Source organism: Solwaraspora sp. WMMD937, assembly GCF_029581175.1.
Classification (GTDB): domain Bacteria; phylum Actinomycetota; class Actinomycetes; order Mycobacteriales; family Micromonosporaceae; genus Micromonospora_E.
The window spans coordinates 6,113,526-6,131,966 of the sequence record NZ_CP120738.1 but is presented as its reverse complement, the minus strand read 5'-3'; the positions used below and the strand labels follow the sequence as shown (position 1 = coordinate 6,131,966).

The 18,441-nt window shown below is 65.7% G+C and carries 13 protein-coding genes, 2 tRNA genes and 2 rRNA genes; 13 read left to right on the top strand and 4 right to left on the bottom strand.

Annotated features, from left to right (window positions below; genetic code table 11):
- Nucleotides 1-19 precede the first annotated feature (19 nt).
- The gene (locus tag O7621_RS27095) at nt 20-1,144 is read left to right on the top strand and encodes an aminotransferase class V-fold PLP-dependent enzyme (protein ID WP_282231817.1); all 1,125 of its coding nucleotides are present in this window, start codon (nt 20-22) and stop codon (nt 1,142-1,144) included.
- Nucleotides 1,145-1,201: 57 nt separating this feature from the next.
- Here O7621_RS27095 and O7621_RS27090 read toward each other — a convergent pair whose 3' ends face one another.
- Nucleotides 1,202-2,050, bottom strand: a complete 849-nt coding sequence (locus tag O7621_RS27090; protein ID WP_282231816.1) for a helix-turn-helix transcriptional regulator — start codon at nt 2,048-2,050, stop codon at nt 1,202-1,204.
- Between the two features lie 103 nt (nt 2,051-2,153).
- Here O7621_RS27090 and O7621_RS27085 point away from each other — a divergent pair, with 103 nt between their 5' ends.
- The 3 genes from O7621_RS27085 to O7621_RS27075 all read left to right on the top strand — a co-directional run bounded on the left by O7621_RS27085 (nt 2,154) and on the right by O7621_RS27075 (nt 4,739).
- On the top strand, nt 2,154-2,912 hold the full coding sequence (locus O7621_RS27085; RefSeq protein WP_282231815.1) for an SDR family NAD(P)-dependent oxidoreductase: 759 nt from the start codon (nt 2,154-2,156) through the stop codon (nt 2,910-2,912).
- Between the two features lie 29 nt (nt 2,913-2,941).
- A complete protein-coding gene (locus tag O7621_RS27080) occupies nt 2,942-3,064 on the top strand; it encodes a hypothetical protein (RefSeq protein ID WP_282231814.1) in 123 nt (40 codons plus the stop codon).
- A gap of 133 nt (nt 3,065-3,197) precedes the next feature.
- Nucleotides 3,198-4,739, top strand: coding sequence for a hypothetical protein (locus O7621_RS27075; RefSeq protein ID WP_282231813.1), 1,542 nt, complete (start codon nt 3,198-3,200; stop codon nt 4,737-4,739).
- A 93-nt stretch (nt 4,740-4,832) separates the two neighbouring features.
- Here O7621_RS27075 and O7621_RS27070 read toward each other — a convergent pair whose 3' ends face one another.
- A complete protein-coding gene (locus O7621_RS27070) occupies nt 4,833-5,420 on the bottom strand; it encodes a hypothetical protein (protein ID WP_282234758.1) in 588 nt (195 codons plus the stop codon).
- A 659-nt stretch (nt 5,421-6,079) separates the two neighbouring features.
- Between O7621_RS27070 and O7621_RS27065 the strand changes: the two genes are divergently transcribed.
- Nucleotides 6,080-6,697 carry a hypothetical protein gene (locus tag O7621_RS27065; RefSeq protein ID WP_282231812.1) on the top strand — a complete coding sequence of 206 codons (618 nt, stop codon included), beginning with the start codon at nt 6,080-6,082 and terminating at the stop codon, nt 6,695-6,697.
- 25 nt (nt 6,698-6,722) lie between these two features.
- Here O7621_RS27065 and O7621_RS27060 read toward each other — a convergent pair.
- Nucleotides 6,723-6,796 (bottom strand) — tRNA-Gly (locus O7621_RS27060).
- 156 nt (nt 6,797-6,952) lie between these two features.
- Here O7621_RS27060 and O7621_RS27055 point away from each other — a divergent pair.
- From O7621_RS27055 to O7621_RS27030, 6 genes are all read left to right on the top strand, one after another.
- A tRNA-Pro gene (locus O7621_RS27055) sits at nt 6,953-7,026 on the top strand.
- Nucleotides 7,027-7,190: 164 nt separating this feature from the next.
- The gene (gene tig, locus O7621_RS27050; RefSeq protein WP_282231811.1) at nt 7,191-8,537 is read left to right on the top strand and encodes a trigger factor; all 1,347 of its coding nucleotides are present in this window, start codon (nt 7,191-7,193) and stop codon (nt 8,535-8,537) included.
- Between the two features lie 214 nt (nt 8,538-8,751).
- Nucleotides 8,752-9,396 carry an ATP-dependent Clp protease proteolytic subunit gene (locus O7621_RS27045; RefSeq protein ID WP_123603015.1) on the top strand — a complete coding sequence of 215 codons (645 nt, stop codon included), beginning with the start codon at nt 8,752-8,754 and terminating at the stop codon, nt 9,394-9,396.
- Between the two features lie 11 nt (nt 9,397-9,407).
- On the top strand, nt 9,408-10,070 hold the full coding sequence (locus O7621_RS27040) for an ATP-dependent Clp protease proteolytic subunit (protein WP_123603014.1): 663 nt from the start codon (nt 9,408-9,410) through the stop codon (nt 10,068-10,070).
- A gap of 211 nt (nt 10,071-10,281) precedes the next feature.
- Nucleotides 10,282-11,571 (top strand): ATP-dependent Clp protease ATP-binding subunit ClpX, encoded by a 1,290-nt coding sequence (gene clpX / locus O7621_RS27035; RefSeq protein ID WP_123603013.1) that lies wholly within the window; start codon nt 10,282-10,284, stop codon nt 11,569-11,571.
- Between the two features lie 27 nt (nt 11,572-11,598).
- Nucleotides 11,599-12,396: a carbon-nitrogen hydrolase family protein gene (locus tag O7621_RS27030; protein ID WP_282231810.1), complete on the top strand. Its 798-nt coding sequence runs from the start codon at nt 11,599-11,601 to the stop codon at nt 12,394-12,396.
- Between the two features lie 53 nt (nt 12,397-12,449).
- On the opposite strand, the gene O7621_RS27025 is transcribed toward O7621_RS27030, so the two are convergent.
- Nucleotides 12,450-12,665, bottom strand: coding sequence for a hypothetical protein (locus tag O7621_RS27025; protein WP_278170711.1), 216 nt, complete (start codon nt 12,663-12,665; stop codon nt 12,450-12,452).
- 795 nt (nt 12,666-13,460) lie between these two features.
- Here O7621_RS27025 and O7621_RS27020 point away from each other — a divergent pair.
- Nucleotides 13,461-14,977, top strand: a 16S ribosomal RNA gene (locus tag O7621_RS27020).
- A gap of 356 nt (nt 14,978-15,333) precedes the next feature.
- Nucleotides 15,334-18,438, top strand: a 23S ribosomal RNA gene (locus O7621_RS27015).
- Together the 16S and 23S rRNA genes form the textbook arrangement of a ribosomal RNA operon.
- Nucleotides 18,439-18,441: the final 3 nt, after the last annotated feature.

Genomic DNA, 18,441 nt, shown 5'->3' with positions numbered 1-18,441 from the left:
CCAGTGATGGAGTGATTCGATGCTTCCCTACGGGCGTCCCTGCCTGGACGAGTCCGACGCCGAAGCGGTCGCCGCCGCCGTACGCACCGAGTGGCTGACCGCCGGCCCGACCGTCCGCCGGTTCGAGAGCGAGCTGGGCGGCTACCTCGGCGGGGTGGGCTGCGTCAGCGTCAGCTCCGGCACCGCCGCGTTGCACACCGCGTACGGTGCCGTCGGCCTGCGCCCCGGCGACGAGGTGGTCACCACGCCGTTGACCTTCGTCGCGACAGCCGCGACCGCCGCGCTGCACGGCGCCCGAGTGGTCTTCGCCGACGTCGAGGACGCCACCGGCAACCTGGACCCGGCCGCCGTACAGGCCGCGGTGACCTCCCGGACCCGGGTGGTCACCGCCGTCGACTACGCCGGCCATCCCGCCGAGTACGGGCAGCTGCGCAAGGCCGCCGCCGACGCGGGGGCGCTGCTGTTCGACGACGCGGCGCACGCGATCGGGTCGACGTACCGGGGCGTGCCGGTCGGCGCGCTCGCCGACCTGACGACCTTTTCGTTCTTCCCGACCAAGAACCTCACCACCGGCGAGGGCGGCGCGGTGACCGGCACCGACCCGGACCTGCTGGACCGGGTACGCCGGTTCGCCAACCACGGCATGGTCCGTGACCCGGACCGGCTGCGATACGGCGACGAGGGCGGCTGGCACCAGGAGGTGCACAGCTTCGGCCTCAACTACCGGCTCTCCGACGTCCTCTGCGGACTCGGGCTCAACCAGCTGACCCGGCTGCCCCGGTTCAAGGCCGACCGGGCCCGACTCGCGGCCCGCTACCACGAACTGCTCGCCGATCTGCCGGGTCTGCGGCTGCCCGAGCGGCGGCCCTGGGTCGACCCGGTCTGGCATCTCTATCCGGTACGCGTACTCGCTGGTCGCCGCCGTGAGGTCTATGACCGGATGCGGGCGGCGGGCATCGGTGTCCAGGTCAACTACCTGCCGGTCTACCGGCATCCGGTATTCGCCGACCTGGGTTACCGGCAGGGGCAGTGCCCGACAGCGGAGGCGTACTACGCCGAGGAGCTGTCCCTGCCGATCCATCCCGACCTGACCGACGCCGACCAGGATCGGGTGGTCGACGCCCTACGGGCGATCCTGGGCTGACCGGGACGTCCCCGAGGCTGACCTGGCCTGGGCAGCAGGGGGTGCGACGGCGGTGCGCTACCGGACCGTACCGGCGAAGTCCTGAACACCGAGCACCGCGAGCAGCCGGATCTTCTCCTCGGCCTCGCTGCCCGGCCGGGGCGTCAGCACCAGCAACGCCTGCCCCTGGTCCTCGGTGAACAGCGCCTGACAGTCCACCTCGATGTCGCCGACCTCGGGATGCACCAGCGTCTTGTGATCGGCGAACCGGCGGGCCACCTCGTGCCGCTGCCACAGGTCGCGGAACTCACCCGAACCGGCCAGCAACGCCCGCACCAACTCGCCGGCTCGTGACCGGGGCCCCGCCGCGCCGTACGCCACCCGCAGCGCAGCGACCAGGCTCCGGCCCTGCCGGTCGTGGTCGTGCGGCGGATACACCGACCGGGCGGCCGGGTCGGTGAACCAGCGGTAGACGTCGCTGCGGGCCAGACCGGTCCGCGACGCCGGATCACCGAAGATCGACACCGCCAGGCGGTTCGCCACCAGCACCTCGCTCAGCGACGACAGGATCAGCGCCGGAGTGTCCGCCATCCGGTCCAACACCCGCAGCAGGGCCGGCGCGACATGCCCGTCCTCAGGCATGCGACGCGGCACGTTGTGGCCGGCCAGCCGGTACAGGTGGTCGCGTTCCTCGGCGGTCAGCCGCAGGGTACGGGCGAGCGCGGCGAGCATCTGCTCCGACGGCTGCGGCCCGCGTCGCTGCTCCAGCCGTACGTAGTAGTCGACCGACATCCCGGTCAACGCCGCCACCTCCTCGCGCCGCAACCCCGGCGTGCGCCGACGAGCGCCCGACACCAGGCCGACATCGGCGGGACGCAGCGCCGCACGACGGCGGCGGAGATAATCGGCCAGGCCGGTACGGTCCATGCCCCCATCCTGCGACCGAAGGGCCCGGCCCAACCAGGGATCGCCGGTCCCCCGATCACCGGGTCTCTGCCGCCCGGCGCACGCGACGCCGAACGTAGAGGGCATGAACCCATCTGGAAACACCATCTTCCTGCCCGGTGGCACATCCGGAATCGGACTCGCCCTGGCCGAGCGGCTGCAGGCCAACGGAAACACCGTGATCATCGGCGGCCGCCGCGCCGACCTGCTCGACGAGTTCGCCGCCGAGCACGGCTTCGGCACCGTACCCATCGACGTCACCGACCCGGCGTCCATCGCGCAGGCCGCCGCCACCGTCGTTGGCCGCAACCCGGAGCTGAACGTCCTGGTCGCGATGGCCGGCATCATGCGGCGCGAGGACTGGACGGACCCGGCCTTCCTCGCCGACGCCGAGCAGATCGTGACCACCAACCTGCTCGGCCCGATCCGGCTGATCGCCGCGTTCACCGGGCACCTGCAGACCCGGCCCGATGCCACGATCATTACGGTCTCCTCCGGGCTGGCGCACGTCCCGCTGCGCGTCACCCCGACGTACAACGCCACCAAGGCAGCGATCCACCAGCTCAGCGAAACGCTGCGCCTGCAGTTGGCGCCGATCGGCGTACAGGTGACGGAGCTGGTCCCGCCCGCCGTGCGGACCGGGCTGCTGCCGGGCCAGCAGACGTCGGAGTTCGCGATGCCGCTCGACGAGTACGCCGACGAGGTGATGGCTCTGATCAAGGCCGACCCGCACGCTCACGAGATCCTCGTCGAGCGAGTGAAGTTCCTTCGGTACGCCGAGGTACGCGGCGACTACGACCAGGTCGTGGCCACCCTCAACGCCGCCGACCCGCACGCCCGCTGACCTGCCCGGCCGCCGTCACCGACGCCTTCGTGGACGGGTACGGCGAACGCGCCTGGCCAACCACGTTGGTGATCCTCGAAGAGGTCACCGACGGTGGTTGGTGGTGCCTGGCCGGCACCATCCTCAACGCCGACCTGCTCGGCCGCAGCTGAGCTGGTCGGAGCAGATCGAGGACAGCTACTGCGGCTGGCGGGGATAGCCAGGCGGTTCGTGGGTAGGCCGCGAGGAAACCAGCGGGTCCCGTCCGGGACGGGCGCGTTGTACGGGCGCATTCGGGAGGTCGACGTGAAACTCGGGAACAAGGTTCTGGACGAGGCCAGGGACAAGGCGCGGGAGCATGCCGGCTCGGCGCGGGACGTCTCTGCGGCACAGACAAGGAGTTGGCACCACCGCGATCTCACCCATGAAACCGGTGCCCCGGACGTTGCGGGAGATCTGGTCGCCTTTCCGGTGAACGGCACCGATCCCCGGCTCTACTACCCAGGCGACGACCACCACGTGCATGAGCTTGCCTACTACCAGGGCGGTTGGCACCACCGTGACATCACCGCCGCTGCGGACGCCCGGGTGGTCAGAAGAGGGCGGTTGGCCGGGTTCGCGATGAATGGAACGGAGCCGCGCGTCTACCACGATGACTACGACGACCATGTGCACGAGCTCGCGTACCACGATGGCCGTTGGCATGATCGTGATCTGACCGCCGAGGCCGGCGCGCCGGCGAGCTCCGTCGCCGCTATCGCAGCGTTCCAGGCGACCAGCACTGATCCACGGGTCTACTACATGAACTACGACGGGCATGTGGGCGAGTTCTCCCACTGGCAACAGGGCTGGCACCATCGCGATCTGACCGCAGATGTCGGTGCCCCGGAGGCGGCCCTGTTCGCACTCGTCGCGTTCACCGCGGGCGGTGCCGACTCCCGGGTCTACCACCTGGACCGCGACGGGCACGTGCACGAGCTGTCGTACTGGCAGGGTCGCTGGCACCACCGAGATCTCGTCCGTGACATCGGCGCCCCGGCTGCGGACGGCAATCTGCTGGCTGGCTTCACCGTGGGCGGCCCTGATTCGCGGATCTACTACATGGACACGTCGGAGCACGTGCGCGAACTGTCGTACTGGCAGGGTCGCTGGCACCACCGCGATCTCACCGAAGATGTGGGAGCTGTCCGTCCGGAGTCCGCCGGACTGGCCGGCTTCCCGATGGGCAGCGGTGGCGACGCGCGGGTCTACTCGAAGGGCACATACACCGGACACATCTACGAGTACGCCTACTACGACGGCGGCTGGCACTACCAGGACGTCACCGACAGCGCCGACGCTCCGACCTGGGGCGGCGGCGGCACGATCGGGGCGTTCCTCGTGGCCGGCTCCGATCCGCGCGTCTACTACTACGACAACACCAAGGTCAACGAGCTCGCCAGCTTCGTTGACGCGCCAAGCGAACCGCCGGGCCCACAGACCAGGACCGTACGACTGCAGCGGCAGATCATCTGGGAGGGCTTTGTGCCGTATCTCGGCCAGTTTCCGGCCTTCGGCGTCGTGTCACCGGGGCGACTTGTCGGGGTAGAGGTTCCCCGGATCGGGCTGGTGGACCGAACGGTTCTCTTCGTCAAGGCCGGTCGTTCGACAGCGGAGTGCAACAACCCCGCCGCGGTGGTGGCACTGGACGAGGGGCGGTCGGCCACCCCGGATCAGATCCGGGACATCTTCGGCCAGTCTCAACCACGATTCTCGAGCGGGCAGCCGCTCAGCTTCCTCGCGTGCGTCGGGACCGCCGGTGACCTGCCAGACTGGCTGGACATCGAAATAACTGTACGTTTCGACTGATCCGGTTCGGGGTGCGTCGAGGGCCGGACCCCGACGTGGGGGGTCCGGCCCTTGGACTGAGCTGCTCTGTGCCGTTGGGGTTGGTGTCTGCGGTCAGCTGTTCCAGTGCTGGGCGACCAGTTCGGCGGCCTGGGTCTCCCACTGGGCGTAGTGGTCCGGGTACGCCGACACCTGGACGGTCTGGGCGGCCTCGGTCAGCGGCATGTCCTGCCAGCCGTCGACGGCCCTGAGCCCGTTCAGGAACGCGGTGGTGGAGTACTCGACGTCGGTGATCTGCTCGACGGTGCCCCAGCCCGACGACGGGCGCTGCTGGAACAGGCCCTGCGAGTCGTGGTCGTTGCGGTCGCCGAGGTGGCCGAGGTTCTCCAGCTTGGACTCCTGCAGGGCGGTGGCGATGGCGACCACGGCGGCCCGCTCGTCCATGCCGGCCTTCTTCGTGGCGGCGATGATGCCCTTGACGTTGTCGGTCTGCTCGCCGGACAGGCTGATGCGGGACTGTTCGCCCTGCACGCCGTGCGGGGTCAGCTTGCCGGTGTCGACGCGGTCGCTGCTGGCGGCGGCCACGGGTGCGGCCAGGGCGGTGGGGGCGTGGTCGGCGGCCAGGGCGGGGGCGGCGACCGCGCCGCCGGCGAGGGTGAGCCCGGCGATGCCGAGGGCGGTGGTGCGCAGGCTGGTACGCAGGGTGCGGGTGATGATCGTGGTCATGGGGGGTCCACCTTCCGTTTGCCGAGGGGGCACACCCGTCACGGGCGGGCGGGTGCGCGGTAAACGGTCATCCGGGTGGTACGGGATCTCAGACGTGCGATGTCGGCTCGCGGCGGCTCCGGCACGCCCCGGGGTGGGGCGCGGGTGCGCTGCTGCGCGCCGTGACCATGTACAACCACGCCGGCCCGCCGACGATTCCCGACCGGGCCCACCGACCGGGGCTGCCCGGCCGGGCCCGGAGCCTGACTGCCGCCCGGCGGCTGCGGGCCGGAGTGCGTGGCGCGACCATGCACAACGACCCCGCCCACCGGATCATTCCGACCGGGGTGGCGGCGCTCCCGTGCTGCCGGCCAGCGGCGCCGACGCCTCGGCACCCCCGGTGTGGTCGGATGGTCCGTTAAAGTGATTTCAACCTTGGTGCCAGCCTCGGCGGGCCGGTACCGGGCCCATCATGCGAGACGCAGCGGCCTTCGGCGAGCCAATGCGTGCCCACCCGTCACCAGCAGTGGAGAGGCTCCACCATGCCGGCAGATCGCCGAAGCCGCAGTGCCCGTGACTCCGCCAGATCGTCCGCCCGGCCGGCCACCCGGCCAGCCTCGCCGGGGACGCCGTTGGTTCGTCGCCTGGCTCCACTGGTGATCGCATTCGCGCTGGGCGCACTACTCGCTGCGCCGATCGGAGCCGTGACCGCAGGCGACTCCACCGACGCAGCTGACTCCGCACCGCTCGACGACCGAGTCGCGCAGCTGCAGGCGCAGGAGGAGGAGCGGAACGCTGCCCAGATCGTGGAGCTGACCTCACTTGCCCGCCGTACGCAGGAGAACCTCTTGCCAGTGCTCGACGGGCTAGCCGGTGCGGTGCCGGCGGGCCAACCGCCCGGTCCGGCAGCTCCCCAGTCAGACGTCGAAGGGTGGCGGGGCATCACCAGGGACGTGGTCGAGGACTTCGCCAACCCGCCGTCCGGTGGCACCGGCGTCAACATCGCCCGTTCCGGTCTGGCTGCGGCGGTACGGGCGCTCGATGCCGCAATCGACACATACACGGCGGCGCTGGCCCTTCCACAGGATGAGCGCGGAACTCTGCTGGAGCTCGCCGGCCGTCAGCGGGACATCGCGGTCACCACGTGGTCGGTTGCAGCGACACAACTCGACGTGCTCAACGTCGACGCTGGCAACGGGCACACCCACATCTTCCTCCCGGCCGCGCCGGGGCAGGGCGCCCTGACCGCCGACGGCGTACCGGAAGGGGAGTAGCGCCGCTGACCCGCGGTGGAGCTGGTGGAGCGGGCGACGAGAATCGAACTCGCGTAATCAGTTTGGAAGACTGAGGCTCTACCATTGAGCTACGCCCGCGTGCGCCCCGGCAGGCAGGGCGCACGGACTAGCGTACAAGTTGTCGCGGGTCTGCCGCACGGGGGTCCCGCCGGGCGGCGCGGCGGGTTGATCCGACAGCTGGCGGGATACCGGGCGGCGCGGCGGATTGCCGACGGCATAGACTGACCGGTGCCACGGGGTGTGGCGCAGCTTGGTAGCGCACTCGCTTTGGGAGCGAGGGGCCGTGGGTTCAAATCCCGCCACCCCGACTGTCAACCGCCGGCTCGGCACCGGGCGAGAACGATCCGGCCTGCCGGCAGGCATACACTCGATGGGCTGTGCCATGCCACGCGGCGGGGTGGCTGCCTCGAGCAGGCGCCCGGAGCCGACAGCGACGACCGGACAAGACTGACATGCATCAAGGAGTACGCCTGTGAAGAGCACCGTCGAGACCTTGAGCCCGACTCGGGTCCGGCTCGCCATCGAGGTGCCGTTCGTCGAGCTCGAACCGAGCCTGCGGAAGGCGTACCGGGAGATCGCCCAGCAGGTCACCATCCCCGGCTTCCGTAAGGGCAAGGTGCCGGCGGCGGTGATCGACCAGCGGATCGGCCGGGGCGCGGTGCTCAACGAGGCCGTCCAGGAGGCGATCCCGCAGAACATCCTGGCCGCCGTCCGCGAGCACGAGGTGAAGACGCTCGGCCGGCCGGAGGTGGACATCACCGACTTCACCGACGGTGAGGCGCTGAAGTTCACCGCGGAGGTGGACGTACGTCCGCAGCTGAGCCTGCCGGATCTCAGCACCATCGAGGTCACCGTCGACGAGCTGGAGATCGACGAAAAGGAAGTTGAGGACCAGATCAGCGGGCTGCGTGAGCGGTTCGCCACCCTCAAGACGGTCGAGCGTCCGGCCCAGGAGGGCGACTACGTCCAGATCGATCTGGCCGCGACCGTCGACGGCGAGGAGGTGCCGGGCGGATCGGCGTCCAACCTCTCCCACGAGGTCGGCAGCAAGCAGTTGCTGCCCGGCCTGGACGAGGTGCTGGTCGGGCTGGCCGCCGGCGCGGCGACCAGCTTCGTCACCCAACTGGTCGGCGGCGACTACGCCGGGCGGGACGCGGACGTCGCGGTGACCGTGCGTACCGTCAAGGAGAAGGAGCTGCCGGAGTTGGACGACACGTTCGCCCAGCTGGCCAGCGAGTTCGACACCTTGGAGGAGCTGCGCAACGACCTGCGGCAGAAGGTTGAGCGGGTCAAGCGGGTCGAGCAGATCTACGCCGCCCGGGACAAGGCCCTCGACCAGTTGGTCGAGGCGGCTGACGTGCCGGCACCTGACGGCGTGGTCCGCGAGGAGGTCGAGCACCGCAAGCAGGCGATGACCGACCAGCTGGAGCGGATCGGGGCCTCCTGGGAGGACTACCTCGGCTCCGAGGAGAAGTCCGAGTCCGACATCGACGCGGAGCTGGCCGAGGCGGCCGGCAAGGCGGTCAAGATCCAGCTGCTGCTGGACACCCTCGCTGACGCCGAGGACGTCCAGGTCTCCGATGACGAGTTCGGCCACGAGATCGTGCACCGTGCCCAGCGGGCCGGGATGGCGCCTCAGCAGTACTACGACCAGCTGGCCCGGTCGGGTGCAGCGGGGGCGGTCTACGGCGACGTCCGTCGGGGCAAGGCACTCGGCCTGGTGATGGAGCGGATCACGATGAAGGACGCGGCCGGCAACCCGATCAGCATGGACGCCATCCGGGAAGCCAACGAAGCCGAGCACAACCACGAGCACTGAGCGTGACCGACTGCGGGCTGTCGGCCGGGATGCACATGCCCGGCCGATGGCCCGTTCGTCGTAGCGGACCACCCGCCTGCTCAACCGGGGTGACCGCTGCACCACGTGTCGCGGCCCCCTGCGCTGTGAGCGAACAGCACCCTGAGAACGGCGCCCGGCCCGTTCGCAACGGTTAATGTCGGGCTTAACGACGCACGGAGAGCGAAGGGCTGCCATGACCGATCTGCACATCCCAGCTATGCCCATCCGGGTGAGCGAGGCCCGCGGCGGTGACTCACTCAGTGGCAACCTCGACGACACGGTCTTCAACCGGCTGCTCAAGGAACGGATCATTTTCCTGGGCAGCGAGGTGACCGACCAGGTGGCCAACCGGATCTGCGCCCAGTTGCTGCTGCTGGCCGCCGAGGACCCGGACCGGGACATCAACCTGTACATCAACTCGCCGGGCGGGTCGGTCTACTCGGGCATGGCGATCTACGACACCATGCAGTACGTCAGCAACGACGTGGCCACCATCGCGATGGGTATGGCCGCGTCCATGGGCCAGTTGCTGCTCTGCGCCGGCGCGCCGGGCAAGCGGTACGCCCTGCCACACGCGCGGATCATGATGCACCAGCCGTCCGGCGGGATGGGCGGTACCGCCTCCGACATCGCCATCCAGGCCGAGCAGATGCTCTACACCAAGCGGATGTTCCAGGAGCGGGTGGCGTTCCACACCGGGCAGGAGCCGGCGCAGATCGAGGCGGACTCGGACCGTGACCGCTGGTTCACTGCCGCCGAGGCGCTCGACTACGGTTTCATCGACCGGGTGATCACTGGAGCCACGCAGGTCCCGACCGGCGCTGGCACCCGCAACTGAGGAAGGCGACGATGACTGACCTGACCATGCCGCCCGGGTTCGCTCCGGTGCACAACCGGTACGTCCTGCCGTCGTTCGTGGAGCGCACCTCGTACGGGATCAAGGAGTCGAACCCGTACAACAAGCTCTTCGAGGACCGGATCATCTTCCTCGGGGTGCAGGTGGACGACGCGTCGGCCAACGACGTGATGGCCCAGCTGCTCACCCTCGAGGGCACGGACCCGGACCGGGACATCATCATGTACATCAACTCGCCGGGTGGCTCGTTCACCGCCATGACGGCGATCTACGACACGATGCAGTACGTCCGGCCGGACATCATGACGGTCTGCCTCGGGCAGGCAGCCAGCGCGGCCGCGGTGCTGCTCGCCGCCGGCACCCCCGGCAAGCGGATGGCGTTGCCGAACTCGCGGATCATCATCCACCAGCCGGCCACCGAGGGCGGGTACGGGCAGGGTTCGGACATCGAGATCCAGGCCCGCGAGATCCTCCGGATGCGGACTCAGCTGGAGGAGATGTTGTCCCGGCACTGCAACCAGGCGGTCGAGAAGGTTCGAAAGGACATCGACCGCGACAAGATTATGACGGCGGAGGAGTCCCGCGACTACGGACTGGTCGACACCATCCTGACCAGCCGGAAGAAGGGTGTGCTGGCCGCCAGCTCGGCCAGCTGACGACGCACGGTCAGAGGTCGGCCAGGCAGTGAGTAGACTGGCCGACCTCTGACACACCCGATTTTGGGGGTCGGAGTTTGCCCCGCCAGCGGGTAACGTCGAGATGCACCGTCTGACGGAGTTGACCGGCGGCAGGTGCTCGACACTGACGAGGCAGACCGTCCTTAGGCCAGGGCCGGCGAGACCGGCCGAGAGCGCAGGGAGAACGTAGGTGGCACGGATCGGCGACGGCGGCGACCTACTCAAGTGCTCCTTCTGCGGCAAGTCGCAGAAGCAGGTCAAGAAGCTCATCGCGGGCCCAGGGGTCTACATCTGCGACGAGTGCATCGATCTCTGCAACGAGATCATCGAGGAGGAGCTGGCCGAGTCCGGCGAGGTGAAGTGGGAAGAGCTTCCCAAGCCGATGGAGATCTGCCAGTTCCTGGACTCGTACGTGGTCGGCCAGGACCACGCCAAGAAGGCGCTCGCGGTCGCGGTCTACAACCACTACAAGCGGATCCAGGCGGACGCCGCAGGCGCGCCCGGGGCCAACGACGCCGTCGAGGTCGCCAAGTCGAACATCTTGCTGATCGGGCCCACCGGCTGCGGCAAGACCCACCTCGCGCAGACCCTCGCCCGGATGCTCAACGTGCCGTTCGCCATCGCGGACGCGACCGCGCTGACCGAGGCCGGCTACGTCGGTGAGGATGTCGAGAACATCCTGCTCAAGCTGATCCAGGCGGCCGACTACGACATCAAACGGGCCGAGACCGGGATCATCTACATCGACGAGGTTGACAAGATCGCCCGCAAGTCGGAGAACCCGTCGATCACCCGGGACGTCTCCGGCGAAGGCGTCCAGCAGGCCCTGCTGAAGATCCTCGAGGGTACGGTGGCAAATGTGCCGCCCCAGGGCGGGCGCAAACACCCGCACCAGGAGTTCATCCAGATCGACACCACCAATGTGCTGTTCATCTGCGGCGGTGCGTTCGCCGGCCTGGACCAGATCATCGAGTCGCGCACCGGGCAGGGCGGCACCGGCTTCGGGGCCCGGCTCCGGGCAGTGTCCGAGCGGTCCACCGACGACATCCTCACTCAGGTCATGCCGGAAGACATGCTCAAGTTCGGGCTGATCCCGGAGTTCATCGGCCGGCTTCCGGTGATCACCAACGTCCGCAGCCTGGACCGCGAGGCCCTGGTCCGGATCCTGACCCAGCCCCGCAACGCCCTGGTTCGCCAGTACCAACGTCTGTTCGAGTTGGACAATGTGGAGCTGGAGTTCGATCCCGGTGCGTTGGAAGCCATCGCGGATCAGGCGATGCTCCGCGGCACCGGTGCCCGCGGCCTGCGGGCGATCATGGAGGAGGTGCTGCTCTCCGTGATGTACGAGGTGCCGAGCAACCCGGACGCAGCCCGGGTGCTGATCACCCGCGAGGCCGTACTGGAGAACGTCAACCCGACGATCGTGCCGCGGGAGTTCACCGGCCGGCGTCGGCGCGACCGCGAGGAGAAGTCGGCCTAGCCGCAACACAACCAGGGAGCACCGCCCGTGCGTGTCGCTGTCTGCCAGCTGAACAGTCGCTCCGACCAGGCCGCCAACTTGGCGAGCGCGTACGGTCTGCTCTCGTCGGCCGCCGCCGGCGGCGCCGATCTCGCGGTTCTTCCCGAGTATGTCGACTACCTCGGCACTGCGGCAGGGCTGCCCGACCCCGAGCCCGTTGACGGCACGGTCGGACGGTTTTTCGCCGACGCCGCGCGCGAGCTAGGGATGTGGGTGGTGGTTGGCTCCTACCACGAACGCGGGCCCGACCCAGACCGTACGTTCAACACCTGCCTGGTCTTCGACGATGGCGGCGGACTGGCCGCCATCTACCGGAAGATCCACCTGTACGACGTCGAGATTCCCGGCCGGGTCTCGTACCACGAGTCGAGCAGCGTGGCACCCGGCACCGACCCGGTCGTGGTCGAGTGCGGCGGCATCCGGATCGGCCTGTCTATCTGCTACGACCTGAGGTTCCCTGAGCTGTACCGGCGGCTGGCGACCGAGCTGGGCGCCCAGGTTCTGGTTGTGCCGGCAGCGTTCATGCTGCACACCGGCCGGGACCACTGGGAGGTTCTGCTCCGCGCTCGGGCGATCGAAAACCAGTGCTACGTGTTGGCCGCCGGCCAGATCGGCGAGCATGAGCCGAGCCGTACCTGTTTCGGCCGCAGCATGGTGGTCGACCCTTGGGGCGTCGTCGTGGCCCAGGCGCCGGATGTCGCCGGTGTGGTGTTCGCAGATCTCGACCCACGGCGGGTGGAGACCATCCGGCGCGAACTGCCGAGCCTGGCGAACCGCCGACTCTGACGCCGAGCGGGCGGCAAGTGCCGTCGGGACTGCCGGCTACGTCGGCCAGAGGGTCAACCACCAGAGGTGAGTACGCCGATCACCGCGAGGCTGATGATCGCGCCGCCGAGGATCAGCAGCGCCTTCGTCATCCGGGACGGCCCGCGGAGGATGAGCCGGTGAATCGAGACGATCACGGCCACCACCACCACAGCGCCGATCACGATCTGCCAGAACGGCAGCAGCAGGGCGGAGATGGCGTCGATGGCCTGTGGTCCTTCGACAGTCATGGGAGCCACTCTGACACGGTCGGCCATGGTGCGGGGGGACCGGCGGCCAGGTCGACGCCGCCGGCTGGCCCACCGCAACACGGCACCCTCCTGCACCCACGGACCTCACGCCGCGTAGGTCAACCGTCGGGCAGTTCGCCGAGTCAGGACCCGTACCCGTCCGGTCGCACCCACGTTGACCTGCGTATACGTGGAACTTGCCAAGAATCTTCAAGATCAACTTGCGTTCCGTCGCGGCGCCGCGTAACTTTCTCTCTGTCAGCGGGACACGGACAAAACGGCCGGAAACGCAGACAGCCAGGATGGGGCGGGTGACCGCCGAACCAGACTGGGCGGGCGGTGCGACTCACCGGCAAGCCGGACTTGAGATTGCGAAACCGACCGGGTAAGGTAGGAAGCCGGCAGGGAGCCGGGCCGAGCCTCGGGTAACGAGGAGGGCCGGTCTGCTGGACACCCCGACCAAAGACAGCTGCGGAGCGGCTGGATCAAGCGCGGGGGAATCCGGGTGGTGCGAGAGAGTTGAAATTGGCTCTTGACAACGCGAGGCCAACCGGGTAAGGTAGAGAAGTTGCCCGGCGGGAGTCGGGTGGGACGGATGGCCCTGGTGGGGTTGCCTGCTTGGTGTGGGTGGTTCTGCTGGTGTGTGTTTGTTCTTTGAGAACTCAACAGGGTGCTTGATAAGCCAGTGCCAAAGTTTGTTTGGTTCCCGGCTGGTTGACTGCCGCGTTTGTGGTGGTTTTCTGGTTGGTGATTCCTTGGCATTTTATATGCCGGGTTTGATTTCTTCACAGGTTTTTGTTGGAGAGTTTGATCCTGGCTCAGGACGAACGCTGGCGGCGTGCTTAACACATGCAAGTCGAGCGGAAAGGCCCTTCGGGGTACTCGAGCGGCGAACGGGTGAGTAACACGTGAGCAACCTGCCCCAGGCTTTGGGATAACCCCGGGAAACCGGGGCTAATACCGGATATTACATGCTGCCGCATGGTGGTGTGTGGAAAGTTTTTCGGCTTGGGATGGGCTCGCGGCCTATCAGCTTGTTGGTGGGGTGATGGCCTACCAAGGCGACGACGGGTAGCCGGCCTGAGAGGGCGACCGGCCACACTGGGACTGAGACACGGCCCAGACTCCTACGGGAGGCAGCAGTGGGGAATATTGCACAATGGGCGGAAGCCTGATGCAGCGACGCCGCGTGAGGGATGACGGCCTTCGGGTTGTAAACCTCTTTCAGCAGGGACGAAGCGTAAGTGACGGTACCTGCAGAAGAAGCGCCGGCCAACTACGTGCCAGCAGCCGCGGTAAGACGTAGGGCGCGAGCGTTGTCCGGATTTATTGGGCGTAAAGAGCTCGTAGGCGGCTTGTCGCGTCGACTGTGAAAACCCACAGCTCAACTGTGGGCTTGCAGTCGATACGGGCAGGCTAGAGTTCGGTAGGGGAGACTGGAATTCCTGGTGTAGCGGTGAAATGCGCAGATATCAGGAGGAACACCGGTGGCGAAGGCGGGTCTCTGGGCCGATACTGACGCTGAGGAGCGAAAGCGTGGGGAGCGAACAGGATTAGATACCCTGGTAGTCCACGCTGTAAACGTTGGGCGCTAGGTGTGGGGGGCCTCTCCGGTTCTCTGTGCCGCAGCTAACGCATTAAGCGCCCCGCCTGGGGAGTACGGCCGCAAGGCTAAAACTCAAAGGAATTGACGGGGGCCCGCACAAGCGGCGGAGCATGCGGATTAATTCGATGCAACGCGAAGAACCTTACCTGGGTTTGACATGGCCGCAAAACCTGCAGAGATGTGGGGTCCTTCGGGGGCGGTCACAGGTGGTGCATGGCTGTCGTCAGCTCGTGTCGTGAGATGTTGGGTTAAGTCCCGCAACGAGCGCAACCCTTGTTCGATGTTGCCAGCGCGTTATGGCGGGGACTCATCGAAGACTGCCGGGGTCAACTCGGAGGAAGGTGGGGATGACGTCAAGTCATCATGCCCCTTATGTCCAGGGCTTCACGCATGCTACAATGGCCGGTACAATGGGCTGCGATACCGTGAGGTGGAGCGAATCCCAAAAAGCCGGTCTCAGTTCGGATCGGGGTCTGCAACTCGACCCCGTGAAGTCGGAGTCGCTAGTAATCGCAGATCAGCAACGCTGCGGTGAATACGTTCCCGGGCCTTGTACACACCGCCCGTCACGTCACGAAAGTCGGCAACACCCGAAGCCGGTGGCCCAACCCCTTGTGGGAGGGAGCTGTCGAAGGTGGGGCTGGCGATTGGGACGAAGTCGTAACAAGGTAGCCGTACCGGAAGGTGCGGCTGGATCACCTCCTTTCTAAGGAGCGCTCTCCCGGCGAAGGTCGGGTAGGGAGCCTGCTGCCCCCGAGTGTGGGGTGGGGGTGCTCATGTGGCGGAGACACTGGTGAGTTCGTGTCGGCAACGGCTGATGCTGCTAGTACTGCTTCTGCTTTCGGGTGGGGGTGTGGAGGGTGGTGTTGGTGCGGCTGGTGTGGATGGTGGGCATCCTGTTGGGTCCTGAGGGAACAGGCCACGTGGTGGGTTGTTGTCTCTGGTGCCAGGCGCGGCCTGGTCTTGCATACCGGCCATCGTGTGTGGTGGTGCTGGTGTGGGGCTGGGGGTTGCGGGTTGGTCGTTTGTTGAGAATTACACAGTGGACGCGAGCATCTTTGTGGTCAAGTTGTCAAGGGCGAACGGTGGATGCCTTGGCACTAGGAGCCGATGAAGGACGTGGGAGGCCGCGATAGGCCTGGGGGAGCTGTCAACCGAGCTGTGATCCCAGGGTGTCCGAATGGGGAAACCTGGCATCAGTCATGTGGTGTCACCTGCACCTGAACTCATAGGGTGTGTGGAGGGAACGCGGGGAAGTGAAACATCTCAGTACCCGCAGGAAGAGAAAACAATAGTGATTCCGTGAGTAGTGGCGAGCGAAAGCGGATGAGGCTAAACCGGCTGCGTGTGATACCTGTCAGGGGTTGCGTGGTCGGGGTTGTGGGACTCTGCTGATCGGACTGACATTCGGTCGAGAAGTGATAAAGCCAGTTGTTAGCTGAATGGTGTGGAAAAGCCAGCCGTAGACGGTGATAGTCCGGTAGGTGAAAACTTCTGGTCTTCTGTGGATGTTCCCGAGTAGCGGCGGACCCCTGAAATCTGCCGTGAATCTGCCAGGACCACCTGGTAAGCCTAAATACTTCCTAGTGACCGATAGCGGACGAGTACCGTGAGGGAATGGTGAAAAGTACCCCGGGAGGGGAGTGAAATAGTACCTGAAACCGTTCGCCTACAATCCGTCGGAGCCTTTAGGGGTGACGGCGTGCCTTTTGAAGAATGAGCCTGCGAGTTAGTGGCATGTGGCGAGGTTAACCCGTGTGGGGTAGCCGTAGCGAAAGCGAGTCTGAAGAGGGCGTTGAGTCGCATGTTCTAGACCCGAAGCGGAGTGATCTAGCCATGGGCAGGCTGAAGCGCGGGTAAGACCGCGTGGAGGGCCGAACCCACCAACGTTGAAAAGTTGGGGGATGACCTGTGGTTAGGGGTGAAAGGCCAATCAAACTCCGTGATAGCTGGTTCTCCCCGAAATGCATTTAGGTGCAGCGTTGCGTGTTTCTTGCCGGAGGTAGAGCACTGGATGGTCTAGGGGGCCTACAAGCTTACCGAAATCAGCTAAACTCCGAATGCCGGTAAGTGAGAGCGTGGCAGTGAGACTGCGGGGGATAAGCTTCGTAGTCGAGAGGGAAACAGCCCAGATCACCAGCTAAGGCCCCTAAGCGTGTGCTAAGTGGAAAAGGATGTGGGGTCGCTTAGACAACCAGGAGGTTGGCTTAGAAGCAGCCACCCTTTAAAGAGTGCGTAATAGCTCACTGGTCAAGTGGTTCCGCGCCGACAATGTAGCGGGGCTCAAGCACACCGCCGAAGCTGTGGCATTCACGCGTGTACTTCGCTGACTCTTTCGAGGGTTGGTGCAGGTGTGTGGATGGGTAGGGGAGCGTCGTGCCGGGGGTGAAGCAGCGGGGTGACCCAGCTGTGGACGCGGCACGAGTGAGAATGCAGGCATGAGTAGCGAAAGAAGGGTGAGAAACCCTTCCGCCGGATGACCAAGGGTTCCAGGGCCAGGCTAATCCGCCCTGGGTGAGTCGGGACCTAAGGCGAGGCCGAGAGGCGTAGTCGATGGACAACGGGTTGATATTCCCGTACCCGCGAAGGAGCGCCCATGATGAACCTCGTTGTGCTAACTGCCCGAACTTGGTGAGGTTTTCGGACTGATCTGAGGGAGCGCGGGAACCTGGCGGGTAGTAGTCAAGCGATGGGGTGACGCAGGAAGGTAGCTGATCCCGGCCGGTGGTTGTGCCGGGGTAAGCGTGTAGGCTGCATCATAGGTAAATCCGTGGTGCGTGTGGCTGAGACGTGATGCCGAGCCGATTCAGGTGAAGTCAGTGATCCTATGTTGCCGAGAAAAGCCTCTAGCGAGCTTCTAGCGGCCCGTACCCTAAACCGACACAGGTGGTCAGGTAGAGAATACCGAGGCGATCGGGCGAACTGTGGTTAAGGAACTCGGCAAATTGCCCCCGTAACTTAGGGAGAAGGGGGGCCGGAGACGTGAAGCTCTTTTCGGGTGGAGCGTTGTATGGCCGCAGAGACCAGGGGAAAGCGACTGTTTACTAAAAACACAGGTCCATGCGAAGAAGTAATTCGATGTATATGGACTGACGCCTGCCCGGTGCTGGAACGTTAAGGGGACCGGTTAGCTCTTCGGGGCGAAGCTGAGAACTTAAGCGCCAGTAAACGGCGGTGGTAACTATAACCATCCTAAGGTAGCGAAATTCCTTGTCGGGTAAGTTCCGACCTGCACGAATGGCGTAACGACTTTCCTACTGTCTCAACCACAGGCCCGGCGAAATTGCATTACGAGTAAAGATGCTCGTTACGCGCGGCAGGACGGAAAGACCCCGGGACCTTTACTATAGCTTGACATTGGTACTCGAATTAGCTTGTGTAGGATAGGTGGGAGACTGTGAAGCTGGTACGCCAGTATCGGTGGAGTCGTTGTTGAAATACCACTCTGGTTGATTTGGGTTTCTAACTTCGGACCGTGATCCGGTTCAGGGACAGTGTCTGGTGGGTAGTTTAACTGGGGCGGTTGCCTCCTAAAGGGTAACGGAGGCGCCCAAAGGTTCCCTCATCCTGGTTGGCAATCAGGTGTTGAGTGTAAGTGCACAAGGGAGCTTGACTGTGAGACTGACAGGTCGAGCAGGGACGAAAGTCGGGACTAGTGATCCGGCACTTGCGTGTGGAAGCGGTGTCGCTCAACGGATAAAAGGTACCCCGGGGATAACAGGCTGATCTTCCCCAAGAGTCCATATCGACGGGATGGTTTGGCACCTCGATGTCGGCTCGTCGCATCCTGGGGCTGTAGCAGGTCCCAAGGGTTGGGCTGTTCGCCCATTAAAGCGGTACGCGAGCTGGGTTTAGAACGTCGTGAGACAGTTCGGTCCCTATCCGCCGCGCGCGTAGGATACTTGAGAAGGGCTGTCCCTAGTACGAGAGGACCGGGACGGACGAACCTCTGGTGTGCCAGTTGTCCCGCCAGGGGCACGGCTGGTTGGCTACGTTCGGAAGGGATAACCGCTGAAAGCATCTAAGCGGGAAGCTCGCTTCAAGATGAGGTGTCCCACCCATTTTGTGGGGTAAGGCTCCCAGTAGATGACTGGGTTGATAGGCCGGAGATGTAAGCCAGGTAACTGGTTCAGTTGACCGGTACTAATAGGCCGAGGACTTGACTTCGAA

Excerpts from the sequence above, each read along its gene's own strand:
- O7621_RS27095 (WP_282231817.1), top strand. The coding sequence starts at position 20 with ATGCTTCCCTACGGGCGTCCCTGCCTGGACGAGTCCGACGCCGAAGCG.
- O7621_RS27090 (WP_282231816.1), bottom strand. The coding sequence starts at position 2,050 with ATGGACCGTACCGGCCTGGCCGATTATCTCCGCCGCCGTCGTGCGGCG.
- O7621_RS27085 (WP_282231815.1), top strand. The coding sequence starts at position 2,154 with ATGAACCCATCTGGAAACACCATCTTCCTGCCCGGTGGCACATCCGGA.
- O7621_RS27045 (WP_123603015.1), top strand. The coding sequence starts at position 8,752 with ATGACCGATCTGCACATCCCAGCTATGCCCATCCGGGTGAGCGAGGCC.
- O7621_RS27040 (WP_123603014.1), top strand. The coding sequence starts at position 9,408 with ATGACTGACCTGACCATGCCGCCCGGGTTCGCTCCGGTGCACAACCGG.
- O7621_RS27025 (WP_278170711.1), bottom strand. The coding sequence starts at position 12,665 with ATGACTGTCGAAGGACCACAGGCCATCGACGCCATCTCCGCCCTGCTG.